General features: G+C 59.8%; 18 protein-coding genes and 1 pseudogene. 4 read left to right on the top strand and 15 right to left on the bottom strand.

Annotated elements, in window-relative coordinates:
* Positions 1 to 64: 64 nt before the first annotated feature.
* The 3 genes from gatA to CDA63_RS01065 all read right to left on the bottom strand — a co-directional run bounded on the left by gatA (position 65) and on the right by CDA63_RS01065 (position 2263).
* Positions 65 to 1504, bottom strand: a complete 1440-nt coding sequence (gatA, locus tag CDA63_RS01075; protein WP_088462592.1) for an Asp-tRNA(Asn)/Glu-tRNA(Gln) amidotransferase subunit GatA — start codon at positions 1502 to 1504, stop codon at positions 65 to 67.
* 123 nt (positions 1505 to 1627) lie between these two features.
* A complete protein-coding gene (tatA, locus tag CDA63_RS21695) occupies positions 1628 to 2008 on the bottom strand; it encodes a twin-arginine translocase TatA/TatE family subunit (protein ID WP_317044023.1) in 381 nt (126 codons plus the stop codon).
* 18 nt (positions 2009 to 2026) lie between these two features.
* Positions 2027 to 2263 (bottom strand): Sec-independent protein translocase subunit TatA/TatB, encoded by a 237-nt coding sequence (locus tag CDA63_RS01065; RefSeq protein ID WP_088462590.1) that lies wholly within the window; start codon positions 2261 to 2263, stop codon positions 2027 to 2029.
* A 330-nt stretch (positions 2264 to 2593) separates the two neighbouring features.
* Here CDA63_RS01065 and CDA63_RS01060 point away from each other — a divergent pair, with 330 nt between their 5' ends.
* Positions 2594 to 3541, top strand: a complete 948-nt coding sequence (locus tag CDA63_RS01060) for a GAF domain-containing DNA-binding protein (protein ID WP_088462589.1) — start codon at positions 2594 to 2596, stop codon at positions 3539 to 3541.
* A 348-nt stretch (positions 3542 to 3889) separates the two neighbouring features.
* Here the strand turns inward: CDA63_RS01060 and CDA63_RS01055 are convergent, their stop codons facing one another.
* The 7 genes from CDA63_RS01055 to CDA63_RS01025 all read right to left on the bottom strand — a co-directional run bounded on the left by CDA63_RS01055 (position 3890) and on the right by CDA63_RS01025 (position 12128).
* Complete coding sequence (locus CDA63_RS01055) at positions 3890 to 5266, bottom strand: murein hydrolase activator EnvC family protein (protein ID WP_242434507.1); 1377 nt, start codon at positions 5264 to 5266, stop codon at positions 3890 to 3892.
* Complete coding sequence (locus CDA63_RS01050; protein WP_088462587.1) at positions 5250 to 6014, bottom strand: DUF4292 domain-containing protein; 765 nt, start codon at positions 6012 to 6014, stop codon at positions 5250 to 5252. The genes CDA63_RS01055 and CDA63_RS01050 overlap by 17 nt, the downstream gene beginning before the upstream one ends.
* A complete protein-coding gene (locus CDA63_RS01045; protein ID WP_088462586.1) occupies positions 6007 to 7818 on the bottom strand; it encodes a tetratricopeptide repeat protein in 1812 nt (603 codons plus the stop codon). The genes CDA63_RS01050 and CDA63_RS01045 overlap by 8 nt, the downstream gene beginning before the upstream one ends.
* A 214-nt stretch (positions 7819 to 8032) precedes the next feature.
* On the bottom strand, positions 8033 to 9046 hold the full coding sequence (locus tag CDA63_RS01040) for a sugar phosphate nucleotidyltransferase (RefSeq protein WP_088462585.1): 1014 nt from the start codon (positions 9044 to 9046) through the stop codon (positions 8033 to 8035).
* Positions 9047 to 9205: 159 nt separating this feature from the next.
* A complete protein-coding gene (gene dut / locus CDA63_RS01035) occupies positions 9206 to 9640 on the bottom strand; it encodes a dUTP diphosphatase (protein WP_088462584.1) in 435 nt (144 codons plus the stop codon).
* A gap of 73 nt (positions 9641 to 9713) precedes the next feature.
* The gene (locus tag CDA63_RS01030; protein ID WP_088462583.1) at positions 9714 to 11213 is read right to left on the bottom strand and encodes a polysaccharide biosynthesis C-terminal domain-containing protein; all 1500 of its coding nucleotides are present in this window, start codon (positions 11211 to 11213) and stop codon (positions 9714 to 9716) included.
* Between the two features lie 126 nt (positions 11214 to 11339).
* Positions 11340 to 12128 carry an enoyl-CoA hydratase/isomerase family protein gene (locus CDA63_RS01025; protein WP_088462582.1) on the bottom strand — a complete coding sequence of 263 codons (789 nt, stop codon included), beginning with the start codon at positions 12126 to 12128 and terminating at the stop codon, positions 11340 to 11342.
* Between the two features lie 240 nt (positions 12129 to 12368).
* On the opposite strand from CDA63_RS01025, the gene mscL reads away from it, so the two are divergent.
* The 3 genes from mscL (at position 12369) to CDA63_RS01010 (ending at position 14424) form a co-directional block, all read left to right on the top strand.
* Positions 12369 to 12797 (top strand): large conductance mechanosensitive channel protein MscL, encoded by a 429-nt coding sequence (mscL, locus tag CDA63_RS01020; protein WP_088462581.1) that lies wholly within the window; start codon positions 12369 to 12371, stop codon positions 12795 to 12797.
* 81 nt (positions 12798 to 12878) lie between these two features.
* A complete protein-coding gene (locus CDA63_RS01015) occupies positions 12879 to 13880 on the top strand; it encodes a DUF3078 domain-containing protein (protein WP_088462580.1) in 1002 nt (333 codons plus the stop codon).
* Positions 13881 to 13965: 85 nt separating this feature from the next.
* Positions 13966 to 14424 carry a hypothetical protein gene (locus CDA63_RS01010; protein ID WP_088462579.1) on the top strand — a complete coding sequence of 153 codons (459 nt, stop codon included), beginning with the start codon at positions 13966 to 13968 and terminating at the stop codon, positions 14422 to 14424.
* A 294-nt stretch (positions 14425 to 14718) separates the two neighbouring features.
* Here the strand turns inward: CDA63_RS01010 and infB are convergent, their stop codons facing one another.
* The 5 genes and pseudogenes from infB to CDA63_RS21170 form a co-directional block, all read right to left on the bottom strand.
* The gene (gene infB / locus CDA63_RS01005) at positions 14719 to 17766 is read right to left on the bottom strand and encodes a translation initiation factor IF-2 (RefSeq protein ID WP_088462578.1); all 3048 of its coding nucleotides are present in this window, start codon (positions 17764 to 17766) and stop codon (positions 14719 to 14721) included.
* Between the two features lie 409 nt (positions 17767 to 18175).
* A pseudogene (gene nusA / locus CDA63_RS01000) lies at positions 18176 to 19411 on the bottom strand (transcription termination factor NusA); the annotation flags it as partial.
* Between the two features lie 134 nt (positions 19412 to 19545).
* Complete coding sequence (locus CDA63_RS00995) at positions 19546 to 20019, bottom strand: ribosome maturation factor RimP (protein WP_199797474.1); 474 nt, start codon at positions 20017 to 20019, stop codon at positions 19546 to 19548.
* Between the two features lie 133 nt (positions 20020 to 20152).
* Complete coding sequence (locus tag CDA63_RS00990) at positions 20153 to 21454, bottom strand: T9SS type B sorting domain-containing protein (protein ID WP_242434516.1); 1302 nt, start codon at positions 21452 to 21454, stop codon at positions 20153 to 20155.
* A complete protein-coding gene (locus CDA63_RS21170) occupies positions 21343 to 23586 on the bottom strand; it encodes a DUF7948 domain-containing protein (protein ID WP_088462575.1) in 2244 nt (747 codons plus the stop codon). Before CDA63_RS21170 ends, CDA63_RS00990 begins: the two co-directional genes overlap by 112 nt.
* Positions 23587 to 23619 lie beyond the last annotated feature (33 nt).

Genomic DNA, 23619 nt, shown 5'->3' with positions numbered 1-23619 from the left:
TAAAGCTGTACTTTAAATACTCGGGGGTAAAACCTTTGTGGTCCGTTAGGCTACTGCCTCTGCCCTAGGCTACTTCCGGGGCCAGGGTCTGGGTCAGGGAGTCGGCGAAGGCCAGCAAGTGCTGCTCGCGGAAGGCACCGCTCAGAATCTGGAGGCCAATCGGGAGGCCCTGCGAGTCGAGGCCGTTGGGCACCGAAATAGCCGGAACGCCCGCCAGCGAGGCCTGCACCGTGAAAATGTCGGCCAGGTACATGGCCAGCGTATCCTTGTTCACGTCGCCGATGCGGAAGGCCGTGGTGGGCGTGGTGGGCAACACCAGAAAATCGTAGTCGCGCAGCAGTTCGTCGGTTTTCTCCTTGATGAGCCGGCGCACCCGCTGGGCCTTGGTATAGTAAGCGTCGTAGTAGCTGGCGCTCAGCACGAAGGTGCCGAGCAGAATCCGGCGCTGCACTTCGGAGCCGAAGCCCTGGGAGCGGGTTTTCTTGTAGAGCGATTCCAGGTCCGTTACGTCGGGGGCGCGGTAGCCGAACTTCACCCCGTCGTAGCGGCTCAGGTTGGAGCTGGCTTCGGCGGTGGTCAGAATGTAGTAGCTCGGCACAATAAAATCGAGGTACGGAAACTCCACGCTCTCTACCAAGTGGCCCTGGCCGCGCAGCTGCTCCAGCGCATTTTCGGTGGCCGCCTTAATTTCGGAGTTCAGGCCCGGCCGGTCCAGGCAGTCCTGGATGTAACCGATGCGGTACTGAGGCGCGGGCGTTAGCTCCTGGCTGTAAGCGGGTACTTCGCGCTGGCTCACGGTGCTGTCGAACTGGTCGGGGCCGGCCATAACTTCGAGCAGCAGCGCGGCATCGGCTACCGAGCGGGTGAGCGTGCCAATCTGATCAAACGACGAAGCGTAGGCCACCAAGCCATAGCGGGAAATGCGCGAGTAGGTGGGCTTAAACCCCACGATGCCGCAGAATGCCGCCGGCTGCCGCACCGAACCACCCGTGTCGGAGCCGATGGACGCCAGGCACATATCGGCCTGCACGGCCACGGCCGAGCCGCCCGAAGAGCCGCCCGGCACCCGGTCGGTGTCCAGTTCGTTGCGCACCGGCCCGAAGTACGAGGTTTCGTTGGAGGCCCCCATCGCAAACTCGTCGCAGTTCTGCCGGCCAATCAGAATGGCATCCTCATCGAGCAGGCGCTGCACGGCCGTACCGGTAAACAGCGACTTGAAGCCGTCGAGAATGTGGCTGCTGCTCTGCAACGCATGGCCCTCGTAGGCCAGCACGTCTTTCAGGCCGATAACCATGCCCGCGAGCTTGCCCGCCGTGCCTGCCGCCAGCTTGGCATCCACGGCCTCGGCCTGGGCCAGCGCCTCGTCGGGCCACACTTCGAGGAAAGCATTGAGGTGCTCCTTATGGCTGATGTTGTCCAGGTAATATGCCACCAGCTGGCGGCACGAGGTGGCGCCGGTGGCCAGCTCCTGGCGGACTTCCGTGAGGGAATTGAAACGTCTCAAGACGAAAAGATTAGAAGCGAGGCCTAGATGCAAGGCGAAGTCGCGAAAATAGCAACCTCACCGGTAAAAACGAAAGCAGCCAGTAGTTTTCGACTACTGGCTGCTGCGTTACGAGAGGGCAGATTAGCCCAACTGGTCGAGGCGGGTCCGCTCGCTGACCGGCTCCACGGGAGGCGCGATGCCTCCATCCATGGGCGGGGCTACTGTAGCCAGCGGTGTTTCAACGACTACTGGGGCGGGCGTTTCGGAGGCTACGGCCGGGGCAGGCTGATATTCCTGCTGAGGCGCCTGAAACTGCTGCTGATACGGCTGCTGGGTCGGCTGGCCGTAGCCTTCTACCTCGCTGCGAATTTCGCGGGAAGCATCCTTGAACTCGCGGATGCCTTTGCCCAGGCCCCGAGCTAACTCAGGAATCTTGTTGGCGCCGAAGAAAATTAGGATAACCACCATGATGAGCATTATCTCACCACCACCGAGGTCACCTAAAAAGAGAAGAACGGGCATTTGCATAGTTAAAGGGGGTTACTGACGAGGAGCAGTCGGGTCGTTAGGATTGACGGTCGGATTCACCGGACGGTCGCGGAATTCAGGCTGCTCTTCCTTGGAAGCGTCCTTGAATTCGCGGATACCCTGGCCCATACCCCGGAACAATTCCGGGATGCGCTTGGCGCCGAAGAAGAGAATAATGGCAAGTCCAATAAGGAGGAATTCGGTACCACCAAAGTTACCGATTCCGAGCAGGAGGGTGGCAAAGTTCATAGAGAGCAAGCCGTAAGGCTAGGTTTGAAGGTCAAAGCTTAGTATACGTAGCCATGTACGTGGGGGGATTGGTAAAGGTACCCCATAATTTGAAAAACAGTTCCGCCCGAAGCAATGTTTAACGGGCCTACCTGCCCCACATAGGCCGGGCTGGGTGAAGTTCATAGGGCCTTCATCGAAGGCCGCTAAGCCCACCCGGAAAAGAAATTCATTTAGCTGGCAAAACCGGCTATTCGACGTTTTAGCCAAGGCGTTACCAGCCTTTTTGGGCTAATTTGAATAACGCCACTCTTTCCCGGATCAGGCTTTTGCTCCGGTCGTTGTCTTTCTATGCTTTCAAATCAATCTACTCTCACCTCGACTCTCCGGCCCGGTTTTTCGCGGGCACAGGAAATCCGGCGGTTATCGGCCCTGCATACCTACGAAATTCTGGATACGCCGCCCGAAGCCGCTTTTGATGATTTGGCCCGCCTGGCATCTATTATCTGCGAGACCCCTGTGTCGTTGGTTTCGCTGCTCGATGGCCAGCGGCAATGGTTTAAAGCCCGTACCGATCAGAACTGGCCCGCCAGTACCCGCCGCGAGCTGGCTTTTTGCCAGCAGGCCATTCAGGGCGACACGCTTTTTGAGGTGGAGGATGCGACATGTCACCCGCTGTTCCAGCACAACGAGCTGGTAACCGGCGACCCCAACATCCGCTTCTACGCTGGCTACCCTTTGCTTACCCCTCAAGGTGATGCTCTGGGGACGCTCTGCGCCATTGACACCGTGCCGCGCTGCCTGACTGAAAACCAACGAGATGCCTTGGCCGTGCTGGCCCGCGAGGTGGTAGCCCACCTGGAGCTGCGCCGCGCCCACCGCGAGCTAGAGCAGGAACGCCTGAAGCTGGAAGGGCTGCTGCGCCTAGCCAATAACACGGCTGAAACCATGTACCTGAGCAAGGGCCAGAACGAAATCTTCATCAAGCAGGATCATAAGCTGCTGCGCATCAAAACAGTTGATATTCGCTACGTGGAGGCCCTGGGCGACTACGTCAACATTTATGCCCGGGAGCGGTACACGGTGTACAGCACCATGAAAGAGCTGGAGGCCAAGCTGCCCACCTGCGAGTTTGCCCGGGTGCATCGCAAATATATCGTGCGCCTCGACCGCATAATCGCCATCGAAAGCGACGCGGTGATTGTGGAGGCGGGCCGCAGTGCGGAGGGGGCCTCCAGCCTGCTACCCGTGCCAATTGGCAACTCGTTTAAAGCGGGACTTCTGAGCCGGCTAACCTGATCTGACCCCGCAGCAGTGAACCGCGTCGGGTGGCCTCCTAACTTCACCGAGCGAATAGCGCCGTTCAGCGAATTTGACCCGATTCGCTACTGCGGTACCGTATCTTTAAATTGGTTATCGGGGACGAACCCTGCCATTACTGCCGGCCTAAGCCAGCGGAAGCAGCAGGGGAGGAATTCTGGTAGCTAAGTTTGTTTTCATAGCTCGGAAAGACGTCGTATTCTGTACGACGTTTTTTTATGCCCGAGAGTTAATGAGTGTTCAGTAGTCAGTGAGAGAAGTCATGCTGAGCGAAGGCGCAGCCGGAGTCGAAGCATGACGTTCTCTCACTGACTACTGAACACTCATCTACTTCCGTCCGAGCCAGTTTTCGGGGTTGAGGTTGGCGCTGTTGTGCCAGACCTGGAACTGGACCTCCGACGTGCCCTCAGAATTGGTGGATACGGTGCCGATGGATTGCTTGGCCGATACGGTCTGACCTTCGCCCACGCTGGCGCTACGCAGCTTGGCATACACCGTGAAGTAATCGCCGTGTTGCACCATAATGATGGTGCCCATTCCCGGTACGCTGGCCACCGTGAGCACCTTGCCACTGAACACGGCCCGCACCGGCTCGCCGGAGTTGGTCTGGATATCAACGCCCCGGTTTTCAACCACCACGTTTTTGAGCACCGGGTGGTTGTGGCGGCCAAAGCGTTGGCTGATGAAGCCCTTGCCTACCGGCCAGGGCAGGCTACCGCGGTTCTCATTAAAAGAAGCCGCCAGCTTCGCCGATTCGGGCGTCAGCGTCACGCGGTCCACGCGCTCGGCCTTGGCGGCGGCGGCATCTTCGGCGGCCTCGGAAGCGGGCGTGCGCGAGGTGGTGCTGGGGCTGCGGCCAGCGGCGGCAGCGGCCGTTGCGGCGGTGCGGGCTTTGGCGGCGGCCGCCCGGCGGGCGGCTTCGCGAGCGGCCCGGGCAATTTCTTCGCGCACTCGCAACGCAATCAGGTTATCGAGGCGGCTGATGGCCTGCTGACGGGCCACTAGCTCCTTACGCAGGCTTTCTTCCTGCTGGGTGAGTTTGGTAATCACCTGGTCCTGCTGCACTTTAAGCGTAGTCAGGGTCTTTTTCTCGGAGAGCTGGGTGTTGAGCAGCGAGCCTTTCTCCTGCTTCTTCTCCTGCAGGCCAGCCAGCTGGTTGTTCAGATGCTGCTCGGTGCGCGTAATCTGAGCGGCCTGGGCCTGGCGCACCTCGGTGTATTGGCGGATATAGCGCAGGCGCAGCAGAAACTGGTTGAACGACTCGGCCGCAAACAGGAACATGAGCCGGTTGTAGCCGTTGGCCGTTTTGGAAGCCGTGTAAATCAGGCGGCCGTACTCGGCCTTGAGGCGGGTCAGGCTCTGGCGTGTCTGCTGCACCTGGCCCTCCGTCTGCTGCACGTCGGTTTCAATGTAGCGCAGCTCCGAGCTGATGTTCTTGATAACACCCTGCTGCACCACCAACTTCTCCTGGATGGCGTTGAGCTGACCCACCGAGGCCTGCTTTTTCTCCTGGGTCTGGGCCAGAATGCGGCTCGTTTCCTTGATGCGCTTGAGCGTGGCCCGCCGCTCGCGTTCCAGCTGGGTTTTGCTTTTGGCTGGGGCCGAGCGTTTGCGCTGCGCCAAGCCGGGGCTCACGGCCCCCGCCAGCAGCATTATTACCAATAAATGGCGCAGCCAGCCCGGCGTACTACTTCTTACGCACATAGCCTTTCGGAACCGAAAACGGAAATTGGAGCTGCTCCTTGTCCACGTCGACGTCGCGGTAAGTGAGCGTGATGTTGGTAGGTGTTGCCTTGCCCTGCTGCACCTGCACCTGCGTTTCGAAGGCGAAAGGCTGGGTGGCCCGGTCGAGGGCCCGGAAATCGGAATAGTCCACCGTGAACTGGTTTTCGTTGCCCGCATCCTTCACCATCAGCTGGCGGGGGCGGCCTTGCGCCAGGTCGATGAGCTGCATAATCAGCAGGCCGGCCTGCTCGTAGCGGATGCGCTGCACGGTTCCCTCAGTGCCAATGCTAGGCTGGGTTTCGATGCCAATCGGAGCTAGGTAGTTGCCCAGCAAGAGGGCCTGAATCATGTCGAAGTTCACCGGCACGTTCAGGCGCTTGCTCAGGTAGGCATAATCGCCGGCGTAATATTCGCGGTGGAGCTTATCGAGCACCTGCACCGAGTCGCGGGTGATGAGCACGCGCCCGCCTTCAATGCCAATGAGTGAGGCCGAAAGCCAAATCACGCTGTCTTTGCGGATGCGCAGGTTGATGTTGCCGCTCTGGTCGCCGAACTGGGCCTTGCCTTTGGCCGTCATAAACCGGAAATCGAGGTTAGCGGCCCGCACGGCCTCGGGCACGGGGTTAGTCGTCGAAGGCTTGGTACGGGCCGTTAGCAACTTACGGTTGCAGCTGCCCAGCAACAGGGTCAGGGCACTCAGCAGCAGCAGCGCGGGGCGGTTACTCATACAGTTTCTGGTCTTTTATTTTGCGGTTGATGAGCGGCGAAGCGCCTCCCTTTTTGTTGGCTCGCTGCCACTCGGCCACGGCCTTATCCTTCTCGCCGAGCTGAAACAGGATGTCGCCATAATGCTCGACTACGGTCGCGTCGGAAGTATGCCGCAGCGCCGATTCCAGCGCCTGGCGGGCCCCGGCGTAGTCCTTGAGCCGATAAAGCACCCAGCCGTAGGTATCGAGGTAAGTCGAATTATCCGGGTAGGCCTTCACCAGCTTGCCCGCCATTTCCTTGGCCTTATCAAGCTTCTCGCCCCGCAGCGACAAAAAGTAGCTGTAGTTGTTGAGGGCCTGCGCGTTGTTGGCGTCGAAGGTGAGGGCGGCATCGTAGGCGGCATCCGACTTCGGGTACTCCTTCAGTTCGTGGTACACGTCGCCGAGCTGGGTATCGAACTGAGCCAGCAACTCGGGGTTGTCGGTGGCCAGCTTGCGGCCGTATTCAAGCGACTTAGCTGCTTTGGCCGGCTGCTTCTGTAGCTGGTAGCCTACGCCGTTGTAAAACCAGAGCGGAGCTTGGTTCGGAAACAGCTCCAGCGCCTGCGCCGTGTGCGTCAGCAGCGAATCGGTCTGGGTAAGCTCGGCGTCAATCAGCACCACCTGCTGCCAGATCTGGTAGCGGGTATTGTCGAGCCGGATGGCCTTGAGGTAGTTGGTGCGGGCGGCGGGGCGGTTGCCGGTTACGGTTTCAATGTCGCCGGCAATAGAGAAGGCCTTGGCCTCGCGCGGATGGACCCGGGTCGTGATGGCGGCCAGCTCGCGGGCCGTTTCGTTGAGGGCCGGGTTGGGCAGCTGTTTGATGTAGTCAATCAGGATGCGCACCTTATCGTCGATATCCAGGCTGGGGCTTTCGAAGGCCTGCTTGATCTGCCGCTCCGATTCGGGCCGGTTGTTTTGCAGCCGGTACACATCGGCCAGAATCATGCGGGCCCTGGCATTGTCGGGGTTCTGGCGCAAAGCCTGCTGGGCCACCCGAATGGCATCGTCGAAGCGGCGGTTGGTGGCGTAGAGCTGGGCCTGGGCCAGCACGTAGCGGGCTTCGTCGGGGTTCGATTTGATGAGGCTTTCGCCCTCCTCCAACGCCTTGTCGAGCTTATTCTGGCGCAGGTAAATCTGCTGCTTCTTAAACGATATTTCGTCCAGCGTTCCAAACTTCTGCTCGGCCTGCTCGAAGGTGGCCAGCGCCTCGTCGAACTTGCCCTGGGCCAGATACAGATCGGCCAGGTTGAAGAGGTAGTATTTCGAGTTGGGTACCTGGCTGATGAGGGTGTTATACACCTCAGTCGCTTCTTGGTATTGCTTCTGCGAAGAGTAAATTTGGGCCAGCAGCAGGTAGTAATACGGGTTTTTGGCGTCGAGCTTTACGGCCGCCCGCCCGAAGTTGGTAGCATCCTGAATGTTGCCGCTGAGCAGGTTGGTTTCGGCAATTTTGTAGTTGACGGCCGCGTTGGTCGGGTTGAGCGCGTAGGCTTTCAGCAACCGCTCCAGTGCTTTGTTGTAGTCTTCGAGCAGCAAAAAGCGCACCCCATCAATAAAGTACGACTCGCTTAGCTCGCGCTCCTTGGGCGTGAGGTCGGGACGGGCACTACCGGCTGCCTCCAGCGCCGACCGCCGGGCCAACTCCTTGCGCTCCTTGCGGCTGAGCTTGCGCGGCTTATCGGCCTGTGGTGCCGTCGTCTTATCCTTTTTGCGTTGGGCATGCGCCGGCCCAGCCAGCCACAAGCTCAGTACTACCAGCAAAAACGCACTAAATCGAGGCATGCAGTAAATATTTGGCTGTTAGCGGTTGCCCATTAGCTTCCGTTCGGCTCAGCTGTTAAGTAAGTTCTACCGAAAAGCATCCGCCTAATTTACGCTGTTGGAATACTTCATCGTTCCGACAGGGCAAATTAGGCGGCTGACATTGGGCAAAAAGCAGTCAAACAGAACGGAAGCTAACAGCCAGCAGCTACTAGCTAACAGCCACGAATCAGTTTCAGACGCGCAGCGTGTTGTAATCGCCCACGCTCAAATCGTGAGGCGTGCCGCTGATGGTGGCATGGGAGCCAATCATCGAACCCGCCACGTTGGCGTGCTCCACGGTAGCCGACTGCTGCACGATACTATTGGCAACGACGGAGCCGCTTATTTTGGTGCCCGCACCCACCGAAACATGGGGGCCGACCACCGAATTGGTAATCACCACATCTTCGCCAAGATACACTGGCTCGATGATGACCGAGTTCGTGATTTTAGCCGACTTAGCCTGCAATTCCTCCCCCCGCTCTTTCAAAAACTCCAGGTAGCGCTGGTTGGTGTACACGGTGGCGTCTTTGTTGCCGCAGTCGAGCCACTCGGTTACGCGACCGGGCACGAACTGGGTGCCCTTGTTCTTCATGTTTTCGAGGGCATTGGTGAGCTGGAACTCGCCCTTGTCCTTGATGTCGTTGTCGAGCAGGTACTGCAACTCCTGGCGCAGGTACTCGCCGTCGCGGAAGTAATAGATGCCGATGATGGCCAGATCCGATACGAACTCCTGGGGTTTCTCCACGAAGTCGGTAATCTGGCCCTTATCGTCGAGCTTCACTACGCCGAAGGGCTTGGGGTCCTCTACGCTTTGCACCCAGATGGTGCCATCAACGGAAGAATCGAGAATGAAATCGGCCTTGAAGAGCGTATCGGCGAAGGCTACCACCACGTGCCCTTCCAGCGCCGATTGGGCGCACAGAATGGCGTGGGCCGTACCCAGCGCTTCGTCCTGGTAGCAAATCGTGCCCTTGGCACCTACCGATTCGGCAATTTTTACGAGGTCCTTTTCTACCTCGCTGCCGAAGCTGCGCCCAATGATAAAGGCCACTTCCTCCACCGGCTCACCGCACACTTTGGCAATGTCCTCAACCAGCCGGTGCACAATGGGCTTGCCGGCAATCGGAATCAGGGGCTTGGGAACAGTGAGGGTGTGGGGGCGCATGCGCTTACCCATGCCGGCCATCGGGACGATGATTTTCATACAGGAAATAATTAAAAAATTTTAAATGGAAAATCAAAAACTGCGAATGAAAAATCAATTAAACTGTTCCTGTATAATTCGTTGTCATTTTTAAATAAAAGACAGCGAATTAAAAACAGTCAAATAGTAATTCTCATTTTCAATTTCTAATTGAAAAATTCAGACCGAGCCGGTAGAGCCGTAGCCGCCGGTACCGCGGCCGGTGTCGGACAGGGTTTCGGCGGGCTGCCAGGCTACTATCTCGTGGCGGGCTACAATGAGTTGGGCAATCCGCTCCCCATCCTGTACTACGAACTCCTGGTCCGACAGATTCACGAGCAGCACTTTTAGCTCGCCACGATAATCGGCGTCGATGGTGCCGGGGCTGTTGACGAGGCCGATACCGTGCTTGTAAGCCAGCCCGCTACGGGGCCGTACCTGCATTTCGTAACCTACCGGAATTTCCAGGAACAGACCCGTTGGGATGAGGGCGCGTTGCAAAGGCCCTAACGTAACCGGCTCGGCGAGGTTGGCCCGCACGTCGAGGCCGGCCGCGTGGGCGGTCTGGTATTCGGGCAACGGATGGCGCGAGCGGTTGATGACAGGAATCTGCATGCTGGAGTCTAGAGGCAAGGGTTTGAGGCAAAGATAGAAGTTTAGGGGCGGGGGAGTAACGGGGTGAAACACCTCAGAGACTCCGCAACCGGCGGCCTTCTACGGCCGCTATCAGCCCCACAAACCCCAACGTAAGCAGCGCGTGGAAGCCGTAACGGCCCCAGCCCGGTGCTACCGGCTCGTACCAACTGACGGCCACTACCACCACGGCCAGCCCCAGCCAGGTCAGTAGCCGGGCCATAGGGTAGGGTACTGGGAAGTGCTTTTCGCCCAGCCACCAGCAGAGCGCGGCCATCATAAAATAGCAGGCCAGCGTGGCCAGCGCCGAACCCATGTAACCGAGCACCGGAATTAGCAGAAAGTTGAGAGCAATAGTGAGCACCGCGCCCGCAAAGCCCAGATAAGTGCCGTAATAAGTCTTATCCGTCAGCTTGAACCACACCGACAGGTTCCAGTACACGCCCAGGAAAAGGTTGGCCAGCAGCAGCACCGGTACCACGGCCAGGCCCTGCAGGTACTCGGGCCGGTGCAGGAATACCCGGGCCACCAAGTCGAGGTTGACGCTCACGCCCACGAACAGCATGGCGCAGCAGAGCGTGAACCACTTAAGCACCAAGGCAAACGTACGGGGCGAGTTCTGGTCGGTGCTCTGGGCGAAGAAGAACGGCTCGGCCGCGTACTTAAAGGCCTGAATCACGAGGCTCATCAGGATGCTGAGCTTGTAACAGGCCCCGTAAATACCCACCGCCGCCAAGCTGCTTTGGCCGGGGTAGAACCCCTTGGGCAGCCAGCGGGGCAGTAAAATTCGGTCCAGCGTTTCGTTCACCATGCCTGCCAGGCCCATGAGCATAATGGGGTAGGCGTACTTGAGCAGCGGCCGCAACGGCTCCAGGTTCAGCCGGAAGCGGAAGTCAGTGAGCTCGCGGCCCAGCAGCAGCAGCGTGAAGGCGCTGGCCGCCAAGTTCGCCAGAAACACGTAGCCCACGCCCAAAGTGGGGTCGTAAACAGCCCGCACCAGCGGCGCGAGGCCAGCCAGGTATTCGCCGGCCAGCACGTCGGGGCAGAACACGATGAAAAACAGGTTCAGCCCCACGTTGAGCGCAATATTGGCCAGCCGGATGGCGGCAAATTTGCGGGCCTTATTTTCGAGCCGAAGCCGGGCAAACGGCAGGGCCGCCAGCGCATCGAGACCCAAAATGCCGGCAATCCAGAAGGCATAGCGCTCCTTGCCCGGCGGCAGGCCCAGCAGTTCCATCAGGGGCCGGGCCAGCAGCATGAGCAGCAGCGTGAGCACCACGCTACTCAACAGCAGCAGCGTCAGCACCCGGTCGTAGAGCTCCCGACGGTCGGTGCCGGGGCGGTTGGCGAAGCGGAAATATGTGGTTTCCATCCCGAAGGTGAACACCACGTTCAGAAACGACACGTAAGCAAACAGCCCCGTTACAATACCATACTGAGCCGCCGCAAACCGCCCGGTATACACGGGTACAAGCATAAAGTTGACCACCCGGCCCACAATGCTGCTCACCCCGTAAATCGCCGTCTGCGAAGCCAGCTTTTTCGCAATTCCCATTCTTAATTCAAGTAAGAAGTAAGAAGTAGAAATTAAGAATGGGAATCGAAAATGGTACCTCAGCAGGGCATAATGGCAGCGCAATTACTGCCAACCACTTTCAATTCTTTTCTCAATTTTTAATTCTTAATTGCCTGTAAAGGTAGCCGGCCGCTTTTCCAGGAACGCGGCGGTGCCTTCGCGGAAATCTTCGGAGCCGAAGCAGCGAGCGAAGCCATTGGCTTCGGTCTGGTAGCCGTGGCGGTCCTGGTCATAGTAGGCATTCACGCAGTCGAGGCACATGCCTAGGGCCAGGGGAGCCTTAGTGAGGATGCGGCCTAGCAGCTGGCGGCAGAAACCGAGTAGCTCGGCCTGCGGCACCACGTGGTTGACGAGGCCCAGGCGCAACGCCTCATCGGCCTTCACCATGTCGGCCGTGAGTAGCAGCTCGATGGCCTTGCCCTTACCCACCAGCTGGGCCAGGCGCTGGGTGCCGCCGTAGCCCGGAATCAGGCCCAGGTTCACTTCGGGTTGGCCGAAGCGGGCGTTTTCGGCCGCCACCCGAATATGGCAAGCCATGGCCAACTCGCAGCCCCCGCCCAGCGCGAAGCCGTTCACGGCCGCGATAACGGGTTTGGCGCTTTCCTCAATCATGCAAAAGGCCTCCTGCCCCCGCTCGGAAGCCCGGCGGGCCGAAATCTCATCGAGCTGAGTAAGTTCGGCAATATCGGCCCCGGCCACAAAGGCCTTCTCGCCGCTGCCCGTCAGGATGACGCCGCGCACCTGGGGGTCGTCCTGGGCTCGTTGTACGGCCGTGCGAATGTCCTCAATGGTGGCCGCGTTGAGGGCGTTGAGCTTATCGGGGCGGTTGAGGGTAATGGTGAGGATGCCGGTTTCGGCGTCGAGGTCGTAGAGCAGGGTGGCGAAAGAGGTCATGGGCGGGTAGAGTAGCGGGCACTAGTGCTAGGAGCAAAGATAGGATGAAATGACGCACCCTAAACGCCCGGCCCGCGGCCCAGTTGACCAGCCAAAAAGCCGGGTTAAACGAAAAATTCATTCGCCCCAAGACCAGAATGGCCATCTTCGGACTCGATAATTCATTGGCTGAGCCTCAAATAAGAAAATTTCTATATTTGGACCGCTCACTTTTGCCTTCCTCTCAACCATCTCCAGCTTATGGGCTTTGTTTCCGAATTCAAAGAGTTCATTTCGAAGGGCAACGTGCTCGACCTAGCGGTTGGTGTTATCATTGGCGGCGCGTTCAGTGGTATTGTCACGTCACTCACCAACGATATTCTAATGCCCATCCTGACGCTGCTCACCGGTGGGCTCGATTTCAAGGAGTGGTACTTAGCGTTGGATGGCAAAACGTATGAATCGCTCGAAGCGGCCAAGGCAGCCAAGGCGGCCACCATTAATTACGGCCTGTTTTTGAATTCCATCATCACGTTTATGCTGATGGCCTTCGCCATCTTCTGGCTCGTGAAAATTGCCAACCGCTATAAAAAGCCCCAAGAAGTGGTGGCCGTCACCGACCCATTGCCGACCAAAGACCAGTTGCTGCTGGGTGAAATCCGCGACGCGCTCCGGGCTCCCCGCGGCTAAGCGTTGCGTAACTTTGTGAAAGCCGGTTTCTGCGCCTGTCGGAGGCGCGGAAACCGGCTTTCTCTTTTGCTCCTGTTTGCTATGGCTTCAACGCTTACTTCCCAAAGTAACCGCCCCACTTGGTTTAATTTGCTGCTGACGGTACTGCTGCTAGGTGGCCTGGCGCTACCGGGCCGCGCCCAGGATGAAGGCACCCCTATCGTGAAGCCCTACAAAGTACCTATCAAGGTAGACACGTTGCGGGGTTGGCATTATGGGGGCGCAGCCTCGCTCAACGTCAGCCAGATCAGCCTTAGCAACTGGCCGGCCGGAGGGCAAAGTTCGCTTTCGGGCTTGGCCATCGGCAATTCGTTTGCCCACTTCCGCAACCGCAACCACACCTTCGACGGTGCCCTCGACGTGGTGTACGGCCTCGTGAGCGAGGGGGGTGGGCGGCTGCGTAAGAGCGACGACCGGCTGGAAATCAACGGCCGCTATGCCCGCCAGTATGCCCCTGGCTGGTCGTACGCGGGCCAACTCAACTTCAAGTCGCAGTTTTCGACAACCCGCTCCATCGACCAGCCCGATTCCATTGCGTCGGGATTTCTGGCCCCGGCCTTCGTGCTGGCCTCCGTAGGCTGGGAATACCGGCCCAACGAGCATTTCTCGGTGCTGCTCTCGCCCCTCACGGGCAAGTTTACCATTGTGCGCAACCAGCGCCTGGCCGACGCAGGCGCATTTGGCGTGCAGGAGGGCCGCCGCGACGCTGCCGGCCGCATCGTGCCCGGTACGGGCCAGCAGTTCCGGGCCGAAATGGGGTCCTACGTGAATGTGCGCTACCGCCAGACGGTCTTCCGCAACATCGAATACCAAACCCGCCTGGAGCTCTTCAACAACTATTTCCATAAGCCCCTCAATACCGACGTGAACTGGGTAAACCTGCTCGATTTTTCGGTCAACGATTGGGTAAGTGCCAACATTGCTACGGTGCTGATTTACGACGACGATACGCCCGTACCCATCAAGGGTGGGGCCGAAGGGGCCCGGGGGCGGCGGATTCAGTTCAAGGAAACCCTCGGTATCGGCCTGACTTACAAGTTTTAGTCCCCGGTGAACTAACTTAGTGTCTGGCTAGTTGGATTTTTATGTCCTTCACGGGGCTATTTCGCCTCCCGACCCTTTTGCCGCTATGAAGAAACTGCTTTCCCTTTTGCTACTTACTGCTGCCTGCACGGCCGCTCATGCCCAGACTGCCGTGCTCGACGGCCAGCCCCGCGACGCGGCCCAGACCCAGCGGGCAGCCGACCGGCAGGCTCGCAAGCGGGGTAAGGCCTCGGCCACCGACATTACCAATGTGCAGCGGCGCATGAGCATGAACGCCGATGAGGCTAAACGCGACCAGCAACTCGAACTATTGGAGGCCCGTTCGGGTGGTAGCACGGCCAATACCAGCTTCGGCCGCGCCGCCGGCCCAGCCCGCCAGTACGATAAGGGCTCCGGGGGCTTCACGGTCCGCAAATACAAGGATACCCGCATCGGTACGGCCCGCCAGAAACGTGGCCAGACGCGCCCCGCTGGCTTCACCGACCCCAAGGGCAAGCCTCTTAAGAACAAAAGCGGCCGCAAAAAGCACTTCTTGTTCTTCTAATACTGATCGTCATATTCTCTGTAAAGCAAAAGCGTCGGGCCATTTGGTCCGACGCTTTTGCTTTACAGGAAGGCATGCTTCGCCGCATCAGAGAGTCAGTCGGCTTGTAGCGCGAAGCTCCTGTTTCGCGTATCGTTGCCCGGTTCAGCGGCTAGGCGCAACGACACGCGAAGCAGGATTTTCTGCTTCTTCGTCAAGGAGCAAACCCTGTTAACCCTAGCCGCCCACAAAAAAGCGGGTTCCAATCCCGAAAGACTGAAACCCGCTCCTGCTTTATAAACCAGCGTCGGCTGCTTACAGCGTCCGCTTGATTTCCTGCTCCTCGAAGCCTTCGATGTTGTCGCCCTCCTGGAGGTCGTCGAAGTCCTTGAGCGAGATACCGCACTCGTAACCCTGGCGTACTTCCGACACATCGTCTTTGTAGCGCTTGAGGTCCTTGATGCCGCCCGAGTACACCACAATGCCGTTGCGCACGAGGCGCACCTTGGTTTTGCGGGTAAACGTGCCGTCCGTCACCATGCAGCCACCGATGGCGCCTACTTTGGTGATGTTGAACACTTGGCGGATTTCGGCGTTGGCCACCACTACTTCCTTCACCGTTGGGGCCAGCATGCCTTCCATGGCATCCTTCACCTCGTTGATGGCGTTGTAAATGATGGAGTAGAGGCGGATATCGATCTGCTCCTGCTCGGCCAGCTTGCGGGCACTCACCGAAGGGCGAACCTGGAAACCGATGATGATGGCGTCGGAGGCCGAAGCCAGCAACACGTCGGACTCCGAAATAGCACCCACTCCTTTGCTGAGGATGTTGATGGCAATTTCCGGAGTGCTGAGTTTGAGCAGCGAGTCGGCCAGTGCTTCCACCGAGCCGTCCACGTCGCCTTTTACAATCACGTTCAGCTCCTTGAACGAGCCGATAGCCAAACGGCGACCAATCTCATCGAGGGTGATGTGCTTCTTGGTGCGCATGCTCTGCTCGCGGGCTAGCTGCTGACGCTGGGTGGCCAGTTCGCGGGCTTCGCGCTCCGAGTCCATTACCTGAATCTTATCGCCAGCCTGGGGCGCGCCCGTCAGACCAAGGACCTGCACCGGCGTGGCCGGACCAGCTTTCTTCATCTTCTTGCCGCGGTGGTCAGTCATGGCTTTCACGCGGCCAAAGTGCGGACCAGCCAGCACGATGTCACCTACTTCCATGGTGCCGGTTTGCACCAGAATGGTGGTTACATAACCGCGGCCTTTATCGAGCGAGGCTTCGATAACCGTACCCACGGCCTTGCGGTCGGGGTTGGCTTTGAGCTCCAGAATCTCGGCTTCGAGCAGCACTTTCTCCAGCAAATCATCAATGCCGGCACCGGTTTTAGCCGATACTTCCTGGCTCTGATACTTGCCGCCCCACTCTTCTACCAGAATGTTCATCACCGACAGCTCCTCGCGCACCTTATCGGGGTTAGCGCCGGGCTTGTCGATTTTGTTGAGGGCAATAACGATGGGTACTCCAGCCGCCTGGGCGTGGTTGATGGCTTCCCGGGTCTGGGGCATCACCGAGTCGTCGGCCGCTACCACGATAATGGCAATGTCGGTGACTTTGGCACCACGGGCTCGCATGGCGGTAAAGGCTTCGTGACCCGGTGTATCCAGGAACGTTACGCGCTTGTCCGACTTGGTCATCACGTCGTAGGCCCCGATGTGCTGCGTGATGCCGCCGGCTTCGCCTTTGGCTACCGTGGCACTCCGGATGTAGTCAAGCAGCGAGGTCTTGCCGTGGTCGACGTGACCCATGATGGTCACGATGGGGGCGCGGGGCTGCAGATCAGCCTCATCGTCCTCAATTTCGGCTACCGTTTCCTCTTCCTCCGCCGATAGGAACTCAATATCGTAGCCGAACTCGTCGGCAATTACGGTAATGGCTTCGGCGTCGAGGCGCTGGTTGATCGAAACGAACATGCCCATGTTCAGGCACACCTTAATCACTTCGTTCACCGACACGTCCATGAGCGAAGCCAGGTCGTTGGCCGAGATGAACTCGGTTACTTTCAGCGTCTTGGAATCCAGCTCGTTCTGCGCCCGCATGGCCTCGCGGTCATCGGCCGCGTTGCTCCGCTTGTCGCGGCGGTACTTGGCGCGGTTCTGCTGGTTGCCTTTGCCACCGCTGAGCTTAGCCAATGTGGCCTTGATCTGCTCCTGAATCTGCTTGTCGTTCTGCTCGGGCGTGAGCGGTACGGCGGGCTGGCGGGTATTGGTGTTGCCACCACGGCCGCCAGCACGGTTGGCTGCCGGGCCTGTACCAGTTGGGCGGGCAGCTTGGCCAGTGCCGGTAGGCCGGGGGGCGCCACCACCCTGCTGGCCGGGGCCATTCATCGGGATGCGCTGACGCTTCTTCTTATCGATGCCGCTTTTGCGGACGTCGGACGAAGCCACGGGGCGAGCCCCCCGACCCCGGCGCGACGAATCGGCGGGTAGTTCAATTTTGCCAAGTACCGTCAGGCCCTTGAGCTGGTCGGCTTTGGCCACGATGGTGCTATCCTCAACCGGAGCAGCCTCCGCCTCGGCAGCCGGGGCAACCGGCGTAGCAGCGGCTGGGGCTGGCTTGGCATCAGCAGGTTTGGACTCAGCAGCTTTAGGAGCCTCGGCAGCCGGAGCCTTCACCTCGGGGGCTTTCGCCTCCGGGGCCGGAGCAGCCGGAGCCTTCACCTCGGGGGCTTTAGGCTCGGGAGCCTTTGGGACCTCAGCTTTAGGCTCAGGAGCCTTGGGCGCTTCGGCCTTAGGCTGAGCAACTTTGGGCTCTACTGCTTTGGGCTCGGGAGCTTTCGGCGCTTCGGCCTTAGGCTCAGGAGCCTTGGGGGTTTCGGCGGCAACGGGCTTCGGCCGTACGGGACGGCCTTTCGAGTCGAGCTCAATTTTGCCCAACACTTTCAGACCCGGTGCCCGAGGGGGTTCAGGTTGGGCCGGGGCTGCTGGCTTAGGAGCCTCAGCAACCGGAGCCGGAGCTGCAGGAGCTGGCTCAGCTGCCGGCTTAGGGGTTTCGGTGGCGGGAGCCGCAGCCGGAGCAGCAGCAGCGGCTGCTGGGGCAGGGCGAGACTCCATGGCCGCGCGGGACTGAGCCGCCGCAGCTTCGAGTTCGCTCTGCCGCTTGGCCTGACTGACTTTCTCGGCTTCCTTCTTGTCCTGCACCGACGACGCAAACGCCTTGTTGAGCAGGGTTACCTGCTCAGCCGTTAGCTTGGTCGTGGGTTTATTCTCGATGGAATGCCCTTTGTCAGTCAGATAATCCACGATTGTGGAAGTGCCGACATTCAGGTCTTTGGCCGCCTGATTGAGCCGTTTAGTTGATGCTTCCGCCATTCTGTGCTCGCGAACGATACTCTTATTCAGTTGCAAAGGTACTACATTAAATCTTGCCGGGCGACGTTGAAATCAAGTCGTCCGACCTGATTTCAACGCCCTTGCCGTACCGGCCGCCGGGCACTCATTGCGCGGCGCCGGAATTTGGTGCTTCCTCGTTTTTAAGCGGCTCGGAATCCGCAGCCGCCGTTGGTTCGACCTCATCGGCTAGCTCGTCAGTAGCTTCTGGCGTTTCGGTCGGCTCAGTAATGGATTCTGGGGCTGCTTCGGTGGTTGCAGCAGTTTCATCCGCCGCCGTTGCCGTCGCGGTTTCTGCTACCGGATTCCCGGCTGGGGCCGCCTCGTCGGTATCGTTGCTGTCGTCCTCGTCGTCGGCAAAGCGGGGCTTGGGAGCCGCTTCCGCTTCGTCATCGAATTCGTTTCGGATCACGCGGAACAACTCCTCCACGGTTTCCTCCTCCAACTCCGTGCGGCGCACGATGTCGTCGAGGTTCACGGCCAGTACGGCGCGGCCGGTGTCGAGTCCGATTTTCTTCAGTTCATCGAGTACCCAGCCTTCAATCTCGTCGCGGAACTCGTCGAGGGCAATATCCTCTTCAAAGTCGCCCGCATCGCGGAACACGTCGATTTCCATCCCTACCAACCGCGAAGCCAGCTTGATGTTGGCGCCGCCCCGGCCAATAGCCAGGCTTACTTGGTCGGGCTTCAGGAATACCGATACGCGGCCGGTCTGCTCGTTGATTTTCATCGACGTGAGCTTGGCCGGCGACAGGGCCCGGGCGATGTACAGCTCTAGGTTATCGGTGTAATTGATGATGTCGATGTTCTCGTTTTCGAGCTCGCGCACCACGGCGTGAATCCGGGAGCCTTTCATGCCCACGCAGGCACCTACCGGGTCGATACGCTCGTCGTAGCTTTCAACGGCCACTTTGGCCCGCTCGCCGGGCTCGCGCACGATGTTCTTGATGGTGATGAGGCCGTCGAAAATCTCGGGTACCTCCTGCTCCATCAGGCGCTCCAGGAAGGCCGGGGCGGCGCGGGAAAGCACGATTTTGGGCGTGCCGTTCAGTACATCGACGCGGTGTACCACGGCGCGAATGGTGTCGCCCTTGCGGTATCGGTCCTTCGGAATCTGCTCGGTTTTAGGCAGGCTCAACTCGTTGTCGTCCTTGTCGAGGATAAGGGCTTCGCGGCCCCACACCTGGTACACCTCGCCGGCCACGATTTCCCCTACCTGGTCTTTATAGGTCTGGTAAAGCAAGTCGCGCTCCAGATCCTTCACGCGCTGAATCAGCGTTTGGCGGGCCATGAGCACGGCGCGGCGGCCGAAGTCTTCGAGTTTCACTTCTTCGGCCACTTCCTCGCCCACCTCAAAGTCGGGCTCGATTTTCTGAGCCTCCGCCAGCGGAATCTTATCGAAATCCCAGATATCCTCCGAGTTGTCGTCCACGATTTCGCGGTTCCGCCAGATTTCCAGGTCGCCCTGGTCCACGTTCAGAATAACGTCGAAGTTGGAATCGTCGTCGTACTTTTTGCGAATCATTGTGCGAAATACTTCCTCCAAGATGCTCATCATGGTGGGCCGGTCGATGTTTTTCGAGCGGGCAAATTCGGCAAACGATTCAATCAGGACGTTGCTGTTCATTTTTTTAAGCTTTTAGCTATCAGCTGTTGGCCGTTAGCTTTCCATGCGGGAAGAGCTGCCAGCCACTACCAAAAAGTGAATAACTCAGGAACAAGGCTATGAGCTAACAGCTATTAGCCAACAGCCCCAGCAGACTATTTAAACGAGATAACCACCCTGGCCTCGGCAATATCCTGGAAGGGTACGGTAATGGCGGGCAGGATTTTCTCCTTGTGTTTCTCTTTAACGATTTCGGCCAACTCGATGCTCTCGGGCAGAATAGATTCGAGCTTGCCGGTTTTCTCGGTGCCATCCTGGAGCTTAAGGCTCAGGGTGCGGCCCACGTGGCGGGTATACTGGCGGGCATCGCGCAGGGGCTGGTCGGCCCCGGGCGAGGTTACTTCCAGCGTGTAGCTCAGCTCGTCGCCGTAGTGCTCCTCGATACGGCGGGCCAGCCGGCGGCTGATCTGCGCGCACTCATCAATGCCCAGGCCCTGCTCGCCGTCGAGCGTGACCGTGACTTTGGGCCGCACCGAGTCCGATACGGCCAGATCGACCACGAACAGGTCGCCATCGATGGGCAGGCTGCTCTGGAGCATTTCCGAAAGAAGATTACGGTCGAGGGTCATAAGCAAAAGCGCCCGTGAGGCGGGTAAAAAGAAAGAGGGGACTATACGTCCCCTCTGGTCTTACTTGGTCTTGTGGGCACAAAGATACAACAAGAAACCACGGTAAGCAAGCGCATACCACCCCAACCGGGGGCTAGTGCTGCACCGTGAGCCAGCCCTTAATGGTGCGCCCGGCTGCATCCTGGAGGTGGTAGAAATACAGCCCATCGGCCAGGCCGTCGGCCCGCCAGTCGTTGTTGTAATGGGCCGTTTCGTACACCGCACTGCCCCAGCGGTCGAACAGGCGCAGTGTGGCGGGCTCGCAGCTGAAATAGGGGATGAACTCGTCGTTTTTACCGTCGCGGTTGGGCGTAATGATGTTGGGCACGAAGGTGCGGTGCACGATAACCGGGGCAAAGCTGGTTTCCACCGTGCAATTGGCGTAACGGGCTATCAGGCGGACGTTGTACTTGCCGGGCTGCTCGAACACGTGCTGCGGGTTTTCCTCGCGCGAAACCGGGCTGCCGTCGCCGAAATCCCACTCGTAGGTGCCGCCCGTCAGCACAGGCTTCATCGTGAGCGTGAGCGGGGCCAGGCCGGTGTACTCGGGAAAGTTCTCGCACACGGGTACCCGCAGCGGGAAGTTGACGCTGGGCGAGGGCGCGAGCAGCACCCGGCGGGTGGCCGTGGCCGGGCAGCCGTTTTCCGTAACCGTATAGCTGAGCGTGTAAATGCCGCCTTGCAGCCGGGTATCGGGGGGCGTAAACAGGCCGCCGGGGCTCACGCCGGGGCCGCTCCAGATGCCCCCGGCCGGCGAGGCTCCGGTCAGCTGCACCGGCTGGGTTTCGTAGGCGCAAAACGTGAGGTCGGGTCCGGCCTGGGGTGTGGGCAGCGGGCTCACGACCACCGTGCGGCTGCCCGTACCGCAGCCCAGCGAGTCGGAGCGCGAGTAGGTGAGCGTGAAAGTGCCCGGTCCCGACTGGCGCGGGTCGAATACATTGCCGCTTAGCCCCCGGGGGCCACTCCAGGTGCCGCCTGCCGGGGTGGCCTGGAGCGTAATAGGGTTACCGCTGGCGCACAGGGGCGGCACCGGCGCAATGCTCACGTTAAGCACGGGCGGCACGATAACGGCCAGCGGGCGGGTGCTCACGCAGATGCCAGTGGACTTAACGGAGTATAGCAGCAGGTTACGGCCCACCAGTGCCGGGCTGGGCTGGAACTGGTAGCGGCCATCGGACAGGCGCGTGACGCCGGGGCCACTCCAGGTGCCGCCGGCCGGTAAGCCGCCCAGCAACATGGGGCCATCAGCGGCACAGGCGTAGCGGGTGGGGCCGGGGTCGGCCGTTATAATTTCGAAGTTGATGGCGAAGGCCGCGTTGTTGCAGTTGGTGCTGCCGTTGCGGGTGTCGAAGTAGTTGGCCCCCGGCGGCACTGGAAACCCCTGGGTGCTCGGCAGCCCCCGCACACGGCCTGGTAGACCACGCCCTTCTTGCTGAAGCGCGAGGTGCCTCCGTCCACGTGCTCACCCCGGCCTCCCTGCTCTCCGTAGAAAGTGGCGTACTCCAGGCCCGTGAGGCCGGCCGCGAACTGGGCCAGGTAGAAGTCGCTGCCGTCGGTGTTGGCCTGCACGGCATCCGGGGTTACTTTCAGCCTTGAGGTAGAGCCGTTACTATAACCCTGGTTATTTATGCCACCCCAGCCGCAAACGTACACCCGCTCGCAGTCGTCTACCAAAAAGGCGGTCGGCGAGAGGTTGGTCTGCCCGGGGGTACCGAATGTGGTACTATAGGCAGTGGTGCGCAAGTCGGCACTAAGCTTATGGATAAACTGCCGCGCGCCTTTGTTGCCATACAGCCCGGGCGTAATGGGGTAGTCGGCTGAATTAGTCTGGCCTAGCACATATACGTCGCCGCTGTTATCGAGCTGCAGGAAAAATGCCAGATCATCGGAGGCCGTGCCCAGGTAAGTACTATAGCGCAGGGCCGTTCCGGCCGGGGTAAAGCAAACCACAAACCCATCGCGCCCCCCGTTCCACTTAGGCTGCACAGCCGTAGACGCGGCCGGAAAATTGGTGCTGGTGGTGCCGCCGGCAACGTAGAGGTGCTGGTCGGGAGTGAGCTGCAGGGAGAAGGCAGCGTCATTCTGAGATCCGCCCAAATAAGTGCTCCAGACAAGGCGGTCAAGCAACCGCGGCAGCTTACATACTACGGCATCAGAAGCACCTTGCAGGCGGCTTTGCAAGGGCTGCGCCAGTGGGAAATCACTGCTCTGCGTAACCGACGCCAGGTACACATTATTATCACCATCGGTTAATATGTCGCCCCGCCATGGGTCGCCGTAATTATTGGACAGCATATAATTGAGGCCGTCGGTGCCGGAACCGCCCAGGTAAGTGGAGGCCACCAGCTTCGAGCCATCGGAGCTAAGGGTGGCTACAAAAAGGTCGGAGCCCTGGGGATAATCCATCTTGCCCCCTGGCAAGCCATTGGTTGGGCCTCCCCGGAACGTGCGCTGCAAGGCTCCGTTGCTGACAGGGAAGTTGTTGGAACCCGTAGTACCCAATATAACCAACTCGTCGCGGCCGTTCACAACCAGGCTGTGCGGGGTGTCGGTGTCTTTGCCTCCCAGGTAGGTGGCGTAGAGGCGGGCTGCGGGCCCCTTGCTGGTTACTTTATACTTGATGATGGCTACGTCGCCCACCCCGGCGAAGCTGGTCTGGAATGCGCCCGGGGAGGTGGGATAACCGACGTTGAAGGCTACCCCGCCCGAGTACATATTGCCCTGGGCATCGTAGGTGGCCGTGAAGCCCCAGTTGTCGGCCAGCGAGCCGGTAAAGGAGGAAAACAATACCGTCGGGTCGATAATTAGCGGTAGTTTGGGGTCGTAAGTCCCGAGGCGGAAGCGCACCGTCTGGCCCTGGAGCTCGAAACGGCAGCTGATCGGGCGGCGCTGGCCGCTGGCCGTGGTCTGCCAGGCCTGGGGCGCCTGCTCGGTAATGGTACCCACGCTGGTTTCAATCAGGAGCTGGCCCTCGGCCGTCAGACGCACCACGTCGGGGCCGGCGTAGCGCAGGCGGATATCGGTGGGCTTGGCGCCGGGGGCCACCCGAAAGTCGTATTCGAGGTGCTGGCCGGCGTTTTCGTAGAGCTGCACATCAATACCCGGATACACGCCTTCGTAGCGCACCTGCCGGTAGCCGGATACATCGGCGGCCCAGTCGCGGGCGTTGCTGCCGACGAAATAGTTGCGGGTGCCGGCGGTGGGCTGGGTGGGCATCAGCGGGGCCCGGGCGTTGCCGCCCTCAAACGAGACGGTGTAGGCGTGGCCGCGTACCGGGGCCGCGGGTTCGGGCTGGCGGGGCTGGTCGGTGGGGGCTTCGTGGCGGTGGTTGAGGCGCTCCAGGGCCGCCGGTTCGAGGAAGGAATAGGTGAAGCCGGTGGGGGTGAGGTAGAGGCGGCCCCCGGGCAGTTCGGCCTGGTAGCGCACCACCTTCGGCCACTGCCCCTTATTTTCCACGAATTCGAGCGTTTGCCCGGGGCCGGGCGCAATTGCGGCTCGCGGCGCGGCCTCCAGGCGTAAACAAATCAATAACAGGCAACAGCAAGTAAAAAAACGGGCCAT

It is taken from the genome of Hymenobacter amundsenii (assembly GCF_002204745.1).
In the GTDB taxonomy this organism is placed as follows: domain Bacteria; phylum Bacteroidota; class Bacteroidia; order Cytophagales; family Hymenobacteraceae; genus Hymenobacter; species Hymenobacter amundsenii.
The sequence above is the reverse complement of the archived record's forward strand: the minus strand, read 5'-3'. Positions and strand labels throughout refer to the sequence as shown.

Bases quoted from the DNA above. Each gene is read 5' to 3' on its own strand.
- tatA (WP_317044023.1), bottom strand. From the start codon at position 2,008: ATGCCCGTTCTTCTCTTTTTAGGTGACCTCGGTGGTGGTGAGATAATG.
- CDA63_RS01065 (WP_088462590.1), bottom strand. From the start codon at position 2,263: ATGAACTTTGCCACCCTCCTGCTCGGAATCGGTAACTTTGGTGGTACC.
- CDA63_RS01060 (WP_088462589.1), top strand. From the start codon at position 2,594: ATGCTTTCAAATCAATCTACTCTCACCTCGACTCTCCGGCCCGGTTTT.
- CDA63_RS01055 (WP_242434507.1), bottom strand. From the start codon at position 5,266: ATGTGCGTAAGAAGTAGTACGCCGGGCTGGCTGCGCCATTTATTGGTA.
- CDA63_RS01050 (WP_088462587.1), bottom strand. From the start codon at position 6,014: ATGAGTAACCGCCCCGCGCTGCTGCTGCTGAGTGCCCTGACCCTGTTG.
- CDA63_RS01045 (WP_088462586.1), bottom strand. From the start codon at position 7,818: ATGCCTCGATTTAGTGCGTTTTTGCTGGTAGTACTGAGCTTGTGGCTG.
- CDA63_RS01040 (WP_088462585.1), bottom strand. From the start codon at position 9,046: ATGAAAATCATCGTCCCGATGGCCGGCATGGGTAAGCGCATGCGCCCC.
- dut (WP_088462584.1), bottom strand. From the start codon at position 9,640: ATGCAGATTCCTGTCATCAACCGCTCGCGCCATCCGTTGCCCGAATAC.
- CDA63_RS01030 (WP_088462583.1), bottom strand. From the start codon at position 11,213: ATGGGAATTGCGAAAAAGCTGGCTTCGCAGACGGCGATTTACGGGGTG.
- CDA63_RS01025 (WP_088462582.1), bottom strand. From the start codon at position 12,128: ATGACCTCTTTCGCCACCCTGCTCTACGACCTCGACGCCGAAACCGGC.
- mscL (WP_088462581.1), top strand. From the start codon at position 12,369: ATGGGCTTTGTTTCCGAATTCAAAGAGTTCATTTCGAAGGGCAACGTG.
- CDA63_RS01015 (WP_088462580.1), top strand. From the start codon at position 12,879: ATGGCTTCAACGCTTACTTCCCAAAGTAACCGCCCCACTTGGTTTAAT.
- CDA63_RS01010 (WP_088462579.1), top strand. From the start codon at position 13,966: ATGAAGAAACTGCTTTCCCTTTTGCTACTTACTGCTGCCTGCACGGCC.
- infB (WP_088462578.1), bottom strand. From the start codon at position 17,766: ATGGCGGAAGCATCAACTAAACGGCTCAATCAGGCGGCCAAAGACCTG.
- CDA63_RS00995 (WP_199797474.1), bottom strand. From the start codon at position 20,019: ATGACCCTCGACCGTAATCTTCTTTCGGAAATGCTCCAGAGCAGCCTG.